Annotated in this window: 11 protein-coding genes; 5 read left to right on the top strand and 6 right to left on the bottom strand. The window is 70.9% G+C overall.

The window, feature by feature from the left end; genetic code table 11:
* Positions 1–152 precede the first annotated feature (152 nt).
* From ACFWYS_RS43045 to ACFWYS_RS43035, 3 genes are all read right to left on the bottom strand, one after another.
* On the bottom strand, positions 153–1979 hold the full coding sequence (locus ACFWYS_RS43045) for a glycosyl hydrolase family 18 protein (protein ID WP_384781854.1): 1827 nt from the start codon (positions 1977–1979) through the stop codon (positions 153–155).
* A gap of 147 nt (positions 1980–2126) precedes the next feature.
* The gene (locus ACFWYS_RS43040) at positions 2127–2768 is read right to left on the bottom strand and encodes a response regulator (RefSeq protein ID WP_384781852.1); all 642 of its coding nucleotides are present in this window, start codon (positions 2766–2768) and stop codon (positions 2127–2129) included.
* 13 nt (positions 2769–2781) lie between these two features.
* Positions 2782–3960 (bottom strand): sensor histidine kinase, encoded by a 1179-nt coding sequence (locus ACFWYS_RS43035; RefSeq protein ID WP_384781850.1) that lies wholly within the window; start codon positions 3958–3960, stop codon positions 2782–2784.
* 151 nt (positions 3961–4111) lie between these two features.
* Here ACFWYS_RS43035 and ACFWYS_RS43030 point away from each other — a divergent pair, with 151 nt between their 5' ends.
* Positions 4112–4711: a hypothetical protein gene (locus ACFWYS_RS43030; RefSeq protein WP_384781848.1), complete on the top strand. Its 600-nt coding sequence runs from the start codon at positions 4112–4114 to the stop codon at positions 4709–4711.
* 28 nt (positions 4712–4739) lie between these two features.
* Here ACFWYS_RS43030 and ACFWYS_RS43025 read toward each other — a convergent pair whose 3' ends face one another.
* The 3 genes from ACFWYS_RS43025 to ACFWYS_RS43015 are packed head-to-tail and all read right to left on the bottom strand — an operon-like array spanning position 4740 to position 6869.
* Positions 4740–5312 carry a cob(I)yrinic acid a,c-diamide adenosyltransferase gene (locus ACFWYS_RS43025; RefSeq protein ID WP_384781846.1) on the bottom strand — a complete coding sequence of 191 codons (573 nt, stop codon included), beginning with the start codon at positions 5310–5312 and terminating at the stop codon, positions 4740–4742.
* A 13-nt stretch (positions 5313–5325) separates the two neighbouring features.
* Positions 5326–6075 (bottom strand): ABC transporter permease, encoded by a 750-nt coding sequence (locus ACFWYS_RS43020; protein ID WP_384781844.1) that lies wholly within the window; start codon positions 6073–6075, stop codon positions 5326–5328.
* Between the two features lie 11 nt (positions 6076–6086).
* Positions 6087–6869, bottom strand: coding sequence for an ABC transporter ATP-binding protein (locus ACFWYS_RS43015; RefSeq protein WP_384781842.1), 783 nt, complete (start codon positions 6867–6869; stop codon positions 6087–6089).
* A gap of 80 nt (positions 6870–6949) precedes the next feature.
* Between ACFWYS_RS43015 and ACFWYS_RS43010 the strand changes: the two genes are divergently transcribed.
* The 4 genes from ACFWYS_RS43010 (at position 6950) to ACFWYS_RS42995 (ending at position 11905) form a co-directional block, all read left to right on the top strand.
* Complete coding sequence (locus ACFWYS_RS43010; RefSeq protein WP_384781840.1) at positions 6950–7591, top strand: TetR/AcrR family transcriptional regulator; 642 nt, start codon at positions 6950–6952, stop codon at positions 7589–7591.
* A gap of 136 nt (positions 7592–7727) precedes the next feature.
* Positions 7728–8576, top strand: coding sequence for a 3-hydroxyacyl-CoA dehydrogenase family protein (locus tag ACFWYS_RS43005; protein ID WP_384781838.1), 849 nt, complete (start codon positions 7728–7730; stop codon positions 8574–8576).
* A 195-nt stretch (positions 8577–8771) separates the two neighbouring features.
* Positions 8772–9095 (top strand): STAS domain-containing protein, encoded by a 324-nt coding sequence (locus ACFWYS_RS43000; protein ID WP_019760944.1) that lies wholly within the window; start codon positions 8772–8774, stop codon positions 9093–9095.
* Between the two features lie 263 nt (positions 9096–9358).
* Positions 9359–11905 carry an ATP-binding protein gene (locus ACFWYS_RS42995; RefSeq protein ID WP_384781836.1) on the top strand — a complete coding sequence of 849 codons (2547 nt, stop codon included), beginning with the start codon at positions 9359–9361 and terminating at the stop codon, positions 11903–11905.
* The last annotated feature ends 136 nt before the right edge of the window (positions 11906–12041 follow it).

Genomic DNA, 12041 nt, shown 5'->3' with positions numbered 1-12041 from the left:
CCCGGGGTCGCCCCGGGCGCGCGAGTCCGGCGCCCTCACGCGCGGCGGGGGGGGGCCCCACCCAAAAACCCCCCCCCTGGGTGGGGGTCCCCCCGGACGAAGCCTGGGGGAGCGTCAATGTCGCCTAGGGGCTTCAGCCCCCTTGAACTTCCTTACGACAGCCCGCTGTTGATGGCGCTCACCAGCTCGCCGTTGCTGCTGTCGCCGCTGAACTCCCAGAAGAACGCGCCGCCGAGGCCCTGGTTCTTGGCCCAGGTCATCTTCCCGGCGATCGTCGACGGGGTGTCGTACGACCACCAGTTGCTGCCGCAGTGCGCGTACGCGGTGCCCGCGACGGTGCCGGTGGCGGGGCAGGAGTTCTTGAGGACCTTGTAGTCCTCGATGCCCGCCTCATAGGTGCCGGTCGCCGGGCCCGTGGCGGTGCCGCCGGGGGCGGACTGGGTGACGCCGGTCCAGCCGCGGCCGTAGAAGCCGATGCCGAGCAGCAGCTTGGTCGCCGGGACGCCCTTGGCCTTGAGCTTGGCTATGGCGGCGGCGGAGTTGAAGCCCTCCTTCGGGATGCCGGTGTACGACGTGAGCGGCGAGTGCGGGGCGGTCGGGCCGGTCTTGTCCCAGGCGCCGAAGTAGTCGTACGTCATCACGTTGTACCAGTCGAGGTACTGGGCGGCGCCGCCGTAGTCGGCCGCGTCGATCTTGCCGCCGGCCGAGGCGTCAGCGGTGATGGCGGCAGTGATCAGGTAGTTCGAGCCGAACTCGGAGCGCAGGGCCGAGGAGAGGTTCTTGAACGCCGCCGCACCGGAGGTGTCGCAGGTCAGGCCGCAGGCGTTCGGGTACTCCCAGTCGATGTCGATGCCGTCGAAGACGTCGGCCCAGCGCGGGTCCTCCACGACGGCCTTGCAGGAGGCGGCGAAGGCGGCCGGGTTGGCGGCGGCCTGACCGAAGCCGCCGGAGTAGGTCCAGCCGCCGAACGAGTACAGCACCTTGATGTTCGGGTACTTCGCCTTCAGCTGGCGCAGCTGGTTGAAGTTGCCGCGCAGGGGCTGGTCCCAGGTGTCGGCGGTGCCGCTGACGGACTGGTCGGCGGTGTAGGCCTTGTCGTAGGCGGCGTAGGTGTCGTCGACGACGCACTTGCCGTCCTTGACGTTGCCGAACGCGTAGTTGATGTGGGTGATCTTCGAGGCGGAGCCGGACGTCACCAGGTTCTTGACGTGGTAGTTGCGGCCGTAGACGCCCCACTCGGTGAAGTAGCCGAGCTTGACCTTGTCCCCGGTGGTGGGCGGCGGTTCCGTGGTGCCGCCGGTGGTGCGTACCGCGCGGGCGCCGCTGACCGGGCCGGTCTGGTCGGCGGTGTCGCGGGCCTGGACGGTGTAGGAGTAGTCGGTGCCGGCGGTGAGGCCGGTGTCGGTGTACGACGTGGTCGTCACGGTGGCGACCTTGGCGCCGTCGCGCAGGACGTCGTAGTTCTTGACGCCGTTGTCGTCGGTGGCGGCGGACCAGCTCAGCTTCGCCGAGGTGTCGGTGATGCCGGAGGCGGTGGGGGTGCCGGGGGCCGACGGCGGGTTGTCGCCGGGGACGCTGCCGCCGTCGCAGCTGCCGCCGTTCAGCTTGCAGCCCGTGGGGGAGCCGGAGCCGGTGCCGTTGAAGCCGAAGGAGACGGTGGCGCCGGGGGCGAGGGTGCCGTTCCAGGACTTGTTCTTGGCGGTCCAGTGGGTGCCGGAGGAGGTGACGTCGGCGTCCCAGGCGGAGGTGACGGAGGTGCCGGAGGGGAAGTCCCACTCGACGGTCCAGGAGCTGAGGGCGGTGGTGCCGGTGTTCTTCACCGTCCACTTGCCCTCGAAGCCGGAGCCCCAGTCCTGGGTCTTGCTGTAGGTGGCGGTGGCGGACGTCGCCGCCTCGGCGGGACTCGCGAGACCCACCAGACCGGCCAGCGGGAGCAACAGCGTCGCGAACCCTGCCGCGGCTCTGTGTCTGAAGCGCATGTCGCGCCTCCTTGATTGGGGAGTTGGGGGCATGACTGAGCCTCACGCCCATTCATGGTGCGGTGAGAATAGAAAGGTCTGGACCACAGGTCAATAGGTCTGGACCAATATCCCCAAGGTCCCCGGACCGCCCCTACGTCCGGCCCGCTAGATCCCCAACTCCTGTGCCAGTACGGCCGCTTGGACCCGGCTCCGTAGTTCCAGCTTCCCCAGCAGGCGGCTGACGTGGGTCTTCACCGTCGCCTCGGCCATGTCGAGCCGGCTCGCGATGCCGGCGTTGGACAGGCCCTCCCCGAGGCAGGACAGCACCTCGCGCTCGCGGCGGGTGAGACAGTCCAGGACGGACGGGTCGGCCCTGGGCTCCCGGGCGGGCTTCGCGCCGAACTCGGCGATCAGGCGCCGGGTGACGGCCGGGGCGATCAGGCCCTCGCCGCGCGCCACCGTCCGCACCGCCTCGACCAGGTCCTTCGCCTCCGTGTTCTTCAGCAGAAACCCCGCGGCCCCCGCCCGCAGCGCCCCGAACACATACTCGTCGAGGTCGAAGGTGGTCAGCACCAGCACATCGGCCAGCTGCTCGGCGACCACCTGCCGGGTCGCCGACACCCCGTCCAGACGCGGCATCTGAACGTCCATCAGCACCAGGTCGGGCCGCAGCTCCCGGGCCAGCGCCACGGCCTGCTCGCCGTCCGCCGCCTCGCCCACCACCTCGATGTCGGGCGCGCTGCGCAGGATGAGGACCAGACCGGCCCGGACGGCGGACTGGTCCTCGGCGACCAGGACGCGGATCATGCCCCGTCTCCCTTCACTCTCTGTCTCCTTCGGCCACGGGAAGCGTGGCGCGTACGATCCACATCTTGCCGTCGGCACCCCCCTCGGCGCCCGCCTCGAAGTCACCGCCCACCAGCGCGACCCGCTCCCGCATCCCGACGAGACCGGCGCCCGAGCCCGGTGCGCGGGGCCCGGCGCCGCCGCCGAAGGGGCTGGTCACGGTCACGGTGAGGGAGCCGTTGCGCCGGGCCAGCGCGACCGTGACCCGGCCGGGGGAGGCATGCTTGAGGGCGTTGGTCAGCGACTCCTGGACGATGCGGTAGGCGGCGAGTTCGACCGGCGCGGGGACGGTGCCGTGGGCGGCGTCGAGGGTGACGTCGAGGCCGTTGGTGCGGGCGCCGTCGACCAGGGCGCCGAGCCCGTCGAGGGTGGGCGCGGCGACCGGCTCGGTGTCGCCGCTGGAGTCGCGCAGGATGCCGATGAGCCGGCGCATCTCGGCGAGCCCCTCGACGCTGTTCTCCCGGATGACCGAGAGCGCCTCCCGGGAGGTGTTCGGGTTGTCGAGGGAGAGCGCGGCCGTGGAGTGGATGGCGATGGCGGAGAGGTGGTTGGCGACCATGTCGTGCAACTCGCGTGCCATGCGGGCGCGTTCGGCGGTGACGGCCTGGGTGCGGTCCATCTCGGCGAGCAGGGCGGTCTGTTCGGCGCGCAGGCGGGCGGCCTCTGCGGCATCACGGTGGTTACGCACGATCCAGCCGGTGGCGGCGGGGGCGTACGCCACGACGCCGACGGCCACGCCGATCAGCAGCGCCTCCGGGACGCGCCACAACGCGAAGGGCACGATCGTGCCGGCCACTGTGAGCAGACCGGTGATCCACTGGGTACGGCGGGCCGCGGCGAGCGGGCCGTACAGCACGGCCGCGTAGACGATGTCGGTGAACATCAGGATGGTGGCCAGGCTGCCCTGAGTGACGACGTCCGCGCAGATCACGGGCGTGCTGATCACCAGGGCCGCGCGCGGAGCCGTCCGGCGCAGCAGCTCGCAGCCGGCCATCACGATGAGCGGCACCAGGATCGGCCAGGGGCCGTCGAAGAGCGTGATCGGATCCTTGGCGGGCCGCGTGGTCAGACCGACGCCCACCAGCAGCAGCCCGCCGAGCAGCCCGCTGACGGCGATGTACACGTCGAAGCGGTGCGGGCGGGGGATGGTCATGGCTCCATCCAACACGGTGTCCACGGCCCCCGCCTGATTCCGGGGAAGGGTCCTGGACTGCACTTTCGATGTACGGCGAGTTCGTCACCGCCGACGACGCAAGCGGCCGGTCCCGACGGGAGCCTTGAAGGGTGACCGAAGGGAGCAAGTTGTGATCGTCGCCCTCATCATCGCCTGCGAGGTCGGCTTCTGGGTGCTGCTGGCGCTGGGCCTGGCCGTCCGCTACCTGCTGAAGTGGCGCCGTACGAGTGTGGTGCTGCTGCTGTGCGAGCCGGTGCTGGAGCTGGTCCTGTTCGTCGCCACGGCGATCGACCTGAAGAACGGCGCGGAGCCCGGCTGGGAGCACGGTGTCGCGGCGCTGTACATCGGCTACACCGTGGCCTTCGGCCACTACACGATCCGCTGGCTGGACGGTCACGCGGCCCATCGCCTGGGCGGCGCACCGCCCCCGCCGAAGCCCCCGCGCTACGGCCGCGCCCGCGCCCGGCACGAGGCCCGGCTGTGGCTGAAGGCGGTGTACGGCGGCGCGGTGGCGCTGGCCCTGCTCCAACTCGCCGTCTGGTACGTCGGCGACTCCGGCGACATCAGCTCCCTGCGCACCTTCCAGTGGGTGGCGATCCGCACGGTCGGCATCTACGGCCTGATCGCCCTCGGCTACTGGATCTGGCCGAAGAAGGCTCCGGCCGGCGCCGAAGAGGGGGCCGAGGAGGATGCCGGGCTCACGACCGGCAAGGAGCGCGTCCGGTCATGAGCCGGTCGCGGTCCTTGCCGCGGAGCGGCTAGCGCTCCCCGCCCGGCACCCACAGCACGTCCCCGACCTGCTTGTTCGCCGTCCTGGCGAGGATGAACAGCAGGTCGGACAGGCGGTTGAGATAGGTCGCCGTCAGGGAGTTCATCGTCTCGCCGTGGGACTCCATGGCCGCCCACGTCGAGCGCTCGGCCCGGCGTACGACCGTGCAGGCCTGGTGGAGGAGGGCCGCGCCCGGGGTGCCGCCGGGGAGGATGAAGGAGCGGAGCTTCTCCAACTGCTCGTTGAAGTGGTCGCAGTCGGCCTCCAGCTTGTCGACGTAGAACTGCTCGACGCGCAGCGGCGGGAACTGAGGGTTCTCCACCACCGGCGTCGACAGGTCCGCACCCACGTCGAACAGGTCGTTCTGCACCCGGGTGAGGACCTTGACGATCTCCTCGTCCAGACCGCCCAGGGCGATCGCGGTGCCGATCACCGCGTTCGCCTCGTTGGTGTCCGCGTACGCCGAGATCCGCAGATCGGTCTTGGCGACCCGGCTCATGTCGCCGAGGGCGGTGGTGCCCTTGTCACCGGTCTTCGTGTAGATGCGCGTCAGATTGACCATGAGGCCAGCGTAATTACGCTCCGGCGCTTCGGAACACGCGTGTGCCCACGGTCACGCCCACCACGGCGAAGCCGACGGCGACCAGCACGCCGTACAGCATGTGTCCGGTCGTGTACGAGCCGACGTACGCGTCCCGCATCGCGTCCACCAGATAGCGGAACGGGACGAAGTGCGACAGGACGTCCAGCCACTTCGGGCCCAGCGTCATCGGCAGCATCAGGCCCGACAGCAGCATCATCGGCATCGTCATGGCGTTGATCGCCGGGGCGAACTCGTGCGTGGTGTGGACCTTCAGGCCGAGCGCGTACGAGAGCGAGGCCAGCGAGACCGTCAGCAGCGCGACGAACGCGAAGCCGATCAGCACGCCGGGCAGGGGCGCCCGGAGCCCCATCAGCAGCGCCGCCAGCACCAGCAGCGCCGCCTGGAAGACGAACATGGTGGCGTCCCGCAGCACCCGGCCCAGAAGCAGGGCGAGGCGGCTGGCCGGTGTCACCCGCATCCGCTCCACCACCCCCTGGTTCTTCTCGATGATGATCGTGAATCCCGCGAACGACGCCCCGAACAGAGCGAGTTGGAGCAGCAGCCCGGGGACGAGGACCTGCCAGGAACTCCCCTTGCCGCCGAGCGGCAGGTCCGTCAGGAGCGGCCCGAAGAACAGCAGGTACAGCAGCGGCATCAGCACCCCGAAGAACAGGGCGGCGCGGGAGCGGACGGATTGGCGCAGGTAGCGGCCGTAGATCAGCGCGGTGTCGTGAAACAGCATCTTCGGGGGTCCTATACGGATACGGGGGCGGCGTCGGACGAGGCGGGGCCGCGGCCGGTGATGGCGAGGAAGGTGTCCTGGAGCGAGGCGTCGATCGAGCCGCCGTAGCGCAACTTCAGCGCGGTCGGGGTGTCCTCGGCGACGACCACGCCCTTGTCGACGACGACCAGACGGTCGGAGAGGGCGTCGGCCTCGTCGAGGTAGTGGGTGGTCAGGAACACCGTCGTGCCGTTCTCGTCGCGCAGGCGCCGGATCAGGTCCCACAGGTCGGCCCGGCTGCCGGGGTCCAGTCCCGTCGTCGGCTCGTCGAGGAACAGCACCTTCGGGCGGTGCGTGAGCGCCATCGCGATGTCCAGGCGGCGCCGCTGCCCGCCGGAGAGGGCTCCCGCCTTGCGGTCGAGGAGGTCCGTCAGGCTCAGGTCCTGCGCCAACTCCTCGGCGCGCTCGGCCGCCCGGGCCTTCGTCAGGCGGTACAGGCGGCCCTGGGTGACCAGCTCCTCGCGCACGCTGACCTGCGGGTCGACCCCGCCGGACTGGGCCACGTAACCGATCTCCCGGCGCACCCCGGCGGGGTCGGTCGCGAGGTCGTGGCCGGCGACGGTGGCGGTGCCTCCGGTGGGCGGCAGCAGGGTCGTCAGCATCCGCAGCGTCGTCGTCTTGCCTGCCCCGTTCGGGCCCAGGAAGCCGAGGATCTCGCCCTCGGGCACGGTCAGGTCGATGCCGCGCACGGCCTGCACGGGGCCGAGCTTGGTCTGGAAGGTACGGGCCAGTCCGGCCGTACTGATGATTGGCATGACCCCAGAAAAACAGAGTCCCTTAAATTTTGCAATCACCCCAAAGTTTGAGGGAGCCCACGGAAGCTAGGATGTGGACCATGACGGAAGGCCTCAGGGAGCGGAAGAAGCGCGAGACGAGACAGCGGATCTCGGACATCGCCACCAGCCTGTTCCTGGAGCACGGGTTCCTGACGGTCACGATCGCGGACGTGGCGGAGGCCGCCGACGTCTCCGTGAACACCGTCTACAACTACTTCCCGGCGAAGGAGGACCTCTTCTTCGACCGCTCCGACGGCGTCGTCGAGCAGCTCTCCCGCTGGGTGCGCGCCCGGGACAAGGGCGAGTCGGCCGCCCGGGCCGTGCTGCGCGAGGTGCGCGCCGAGGTCGAGGCGGTCTCGCCGCGGGTCGGCCTCACGGAGGGCTACGACGATTTCATGCGCGTCATCCAGGACGCGCCGCCGCTGCGCTCCCGGCTGTGGAGCCTGCAGCAGGAGGTCCACGACCACCTCGAAGCCACGCTCCGCGAGGAGGCCGGCGCGCCCGACGACGACCCGCTGCCGCGCCTGATGGCCGGTCAGATCTCCTGGATCCATCAGACGGTCTTCACCGCCGTCGGCCGCGAGATGCTCAAGGGGCGCAATCCGGACGAAGTGTCACGAGAGATGCTTGTCCTTCTCGACGACATCGAGGAGCTGTTGAGCGAGAAGGTGCTCAACTACGCCGTCCGAGCCGCGCAATGACCCCTGCCGGTGTGATGTCCGTCAGATGAGACGTGACTCGCGTTACTAACCGGTCACACAGTGCCTCACTCCCGCTAAGGTCCGCCGAAGAGCAACGTAAACAGGGTGTAAGGCGTTTCAAAGGGGAGTCGCAACAGTGGCACGGAAGCTTGCCGTCATCGGCGCCGGCTTGATGGGTTCCGGGATCGCCCAGGTCTCCGCTCAGGCGGGATGGGACGTCGTCCTGCGGGACGTCACCGACGAAGCGCTCACGCGGGGCACCGACGGCATCAAGGCCTCGTACGACAAGTTCGTCAGCAAGGGCAAGCTGGAGGCGCACGACGCCGACGCCGCGCTGGCCCGCATCACCGCGACCACCGACCTGGACGCCGTCGCGGACGCGGACGTCGTCGTCGAGGCCGTCTTCGAGAAGCTGGAGGTCAAGCACGAGATCTTCCGTGCGCTCGACAAGATCGTGCGCCAGGACGCCGTGCTCGCCTCCAACACCTCCGCCATCCCGATCACCAAGATCGCGGCGGCCACCGCGCACCCGGAGCGGGTCGTCGGCGTGCACTTCTTCTCGCCGGTGCCGATGATGCAGCTGGTCGAGCTGGTCCGCGGCTACAAGACGAGCGACGAAGCCCTCGCCACCGCGCGGGAGTTCGCCGAGTCCGTCGGCAAGACCTGCATCGTCGTCAACCGTGACGTCGCCGGCTTCGTGACCACCCGGCTCATCTCGGCCCTCGTGGTCGAGGCCACCAAGCTCTACGAGTCGGGCGTCGCCACCGCCGAGGACATCGATCTCGCCTGCAAGCTGGGCTTCGGCCACGCCATGGGCCCCCTCGCCACGGCGGACCTCACCGGCGTCGACATCCTGCTGCACGCCACTGGCAACATCTACACCGAGTCCCAGGACGAGAAGTTCGCCCCGCCGGAACTGATGCGCCGGATGGTGGACGCGGGTGACATCGGCCGCAAGAGCGGGCAAGGCTTTTACAGCTACTGAGCTTTCGTAAATCACCGCACAGCCCCTGAGCGCGTCACGCGATGGGGTGAATTCGGTATCGGTTCGCTTACAGACGGCAACCTCTGACCGCTGAACGCAGTCAGAGGTTGCATCACCAGCCACAGCGAAGACTCATAGCAGACACAGGCACGGACAACTCATCGCGGAGCACGAACGCACGCTTGGGGAGCGCATATGCACATCAGGGGCGACCACGCCGAACTGGTCGTCGGGGGGCGCCTCGACGTCCGCAGCGCGGCGGACGCCCGTACGGTCCTGCACTCGGCCGTCGACGACGGAGTCGGCGATCTGGTGCTCGACCTGTCCGAGCTGGAGTTCTGGGACGCCACCGGACTCGGGGTGATCATGGGAGCCCACCGGAGGGCCGGCCGCTGCGGCCGGCGCCTGGTGCTGCGCGGTGTACCACCGCAGATGCAGCGCCTGCTGGTGGCCACCCGGCTGCACCGGATCCTGGCGATCGAGGGCGGCATCGGGGTGGAGTCACTGCCCCGAGTGTGACACCCGGCGCGGGTGGGACGGGACGGTAGGGCGTTCCGGCTGCGAACCGCACGTCAAGCACAATCCTCACGAGACTGTGATGTCTCGGACGGCGCGGTACCCCGAGCTGTCGTAGATACTGTGCGAAGGTTTAGGGTTCGGCTGCCCGCCCACTAGACAAACCCCTTTGCGAGCGGGCCCGGACCAGAAGCGACAGCGCGGTGTGCAGCAAGGCCGGGAGGGGCTTGGCTTCGGCACACGACGCTTTTGGGGGGCTTGAACCTATGGACCCGAACACCCGGGGACCCGAGGAGTACGGCCAGGACGCCGGCGGTCAGTCGTCGCGTCAGCGCCCGCCCAGGGATCCCCTCACACCTGATTTCGGACAGCACTCGCCCGCTCTCGCCCGCACCGTGCAACTGGTCTCGGGCGACTTCCTGCTCACGGTCAACCCCGTCGACGGCAGCGAGATCGAGATCTGCCCGCCGGCGGAGCGGCCCGAACGGCCCGAGAAGCTGACCCCGGCCGCGCGCGCCGAGGCCGACCGCGCCGCCAAACCGCCCGTCCCGCCCGGCCCGACGCGTCCCGCACTGCCCCTGCTCGCCCGCCAGGACGAGCGTGAGGAGCTGGTCCGCAAGCTCGCCCGCGGCCGCTCCGTACGTCTCGTCGGCTCTCCGGGCGCCGGCCGTACCAGCCTCCTCGACCTCGTCGCCGACGACTGCGCGGACCTCGCCCCCGACGGCGTGGTCCGCCTCACCGGCTTCCACCGCGGGCCCGCCGATCTGCTGTACGACCTCTTCCACGCCGTCCACAGCGCGCCCCTGCACCGCCCGGACCAGGACGAAGTGCTCGCCCTCGTCCGTGAGATCGGCGCGGTCGTCGTCCTGGACGACATCGAGTTCGGCGGCGCCGCGCTGGACGAGCTGCTGGACGCGACCCCCGAGTGCGCCTTCGTGATCGGCGCCACCCCCGATGTGCCCGCGCCGTCCGCCGCTTCCGGCATCGAGGACGTCGTCCTCGGCGGCCTCGACCGCGCCGAGAGCGTGGAGCTCCTGGAGCGCGGCGTCGGCCGGGTCCTCACCGAGGACGAGCTGAACTGGGCGGGCGACCTCTGGTTCGAGTCGGAGGGCCTGCCGCTGCGGTTCGTCCAGGCCGGGGCGCTGCTGCGGCAGCGGGACCGGATGCGGGCCGGCGCGGACGCCGTCGACGAGTACGGCGTCTTCGAGGACGCGGCGCCGGCCGACGCCCCCTTCGACGCGCCCTTCGATGGCGATGCCGGCGCCGAGGAGGTGCCGCTGCCCTCGCTCGGTGAGGCGGCCGGACCGGCGCCGCTGCTCGCCTCGCGGCTCAGCGCCTCCGCCCGCACCACCCTGAGGTTCGCCGTCGCGCTCGGCGGCGAGGTGCCCCACCAGGCGCATCTGCCCGCGCTGGTCGGCGACACCCACGCGGACGCCGCCCTCGGCGAGCTGGCCGACTGCGGGCTGGTCTCACCGGTCGGCTCCCGCTACCGCCTCGCCGCCGGTGTGCAGGCCCAGCTGGAGGCCGCCGGATACGGCGAGGACATCCAGGAGCACGCCCGCACGGCCGCCCAGCACTACGCCTGGTGGGCCGGGCACCCCTCGGTGACGCCGGAGCGCGTGTGCGCCGAGGCGGACGCCGTGCTCGCCGCGCTGGGCGTACTGGTGCCCGGCACCACACCGCCGGGCGAGGGCGAGGAGAGCCCCACCGTGCGGCTGGCTCACACCGCCGCGCCCGCGTTCGCCGCGGGGCTGCACTGGAGCGCCTGGGAGCGGGCGCTGCGGGCGGGAGCCGAGGCGGCCCGCCTCGCCGGTGATGTCTCCGAGCAGGCCTACTTCCACCACGAGTTGGGCATCCTGGCGCTCTGCGAGAGCCGGCTGGACCGGGCCCGCACCGAGCTGGAGACCTCCGTCGGCCTGCGCGGCGCCCTCTCCGACAAGCGCGGCACGGTCGCGGGCCGCCGTGCCCTCGCACTGGTCTCGGACCGTTCCGGTACGACACCGGGGGTGGCCGTGTTCGCCGCCACGGCGGGGGAGGAGGTGCCGGACGCGCGGTACGAGGAGTCGCAGTCGCCGCCCGGCGGAGTGCCGACCCCCTTCCCGCCCGTCGCGGACACCACGACGCTGGTCACCCATCAGGCGTCCGCGCCGTCACCTACGGCGGCCTCGCACAAGGGCCGGGGCGGTGTCCGGCAGTTCGCCCGGCGCAACCTCGTCGCGGCCGGTGCGGGCGCGCTGCTCGTGGCCGTGCTCGGCACGGTGGTGACGCTCGGCGCGACCTCCGACAACGACCCGGACGACCCGTCCACCCAGGTCGGCGTCAACCCGTCCGCCAGCCAGGGCATCGGTGACGACAGCATCGGCGCCGACAAGGCGGGGGGCGACGAGAAGCCCGGCGACACCGGTACGGCGACCAGCCGGCCGACGGATCCGGGCCCCGACGGCACGCTCGGCACCTCGGACGACCCGACGCCGACGGACGGTTCCACGGAGCCGTCGGACGACCCGAGCGGGACACAGGGGTCGGGCGGCAGCCCGACGCACTCCCCGACCAAGCCGCCATCGACGAAGCCGCCGACTTCGAGGCCTCCGACGTCCCAACCGCCGACGTCCGAGCCCCCGACCTCGGAACCCCCGACCAGCGAGCCGCCGACGTCGGAGCCGCCCACCAGCGAACCGCCGACGTCGCCGACCACATCGACCTCGGCGAGCGGCCCGGCCCCGTCAAGCCCGACGGAGACCACCAGTTCCGCGAGCGCCCCGCAGAGCACCGATGCGGGTAAACCGAGCACCGGCTCGGACTCGCTGATCTGACGCACCGATTAGGACAAGAGGGGGGGGGGGGGGGGGCGCCGCCCCCCCCCCCCCCCCCCCGCCACGCGGCGGAGACAACGACACACACACCCCCACACACCCACAGAGAGAGAGGGGGGGTGGGGGCGGGGGAGGG

The sequence above is a fragment of the Streptomyces sp. NPDC059010 genome (assembly GCF_042740355.1).
GTDB lineage: Bacteria > Actinomycetota > Actinomycetes > Streptomycetales > Streptomycetaceae > Streptomyces.
This window is presented reverse-complemented; position numbering and strand designations above follow the sequence as displayed.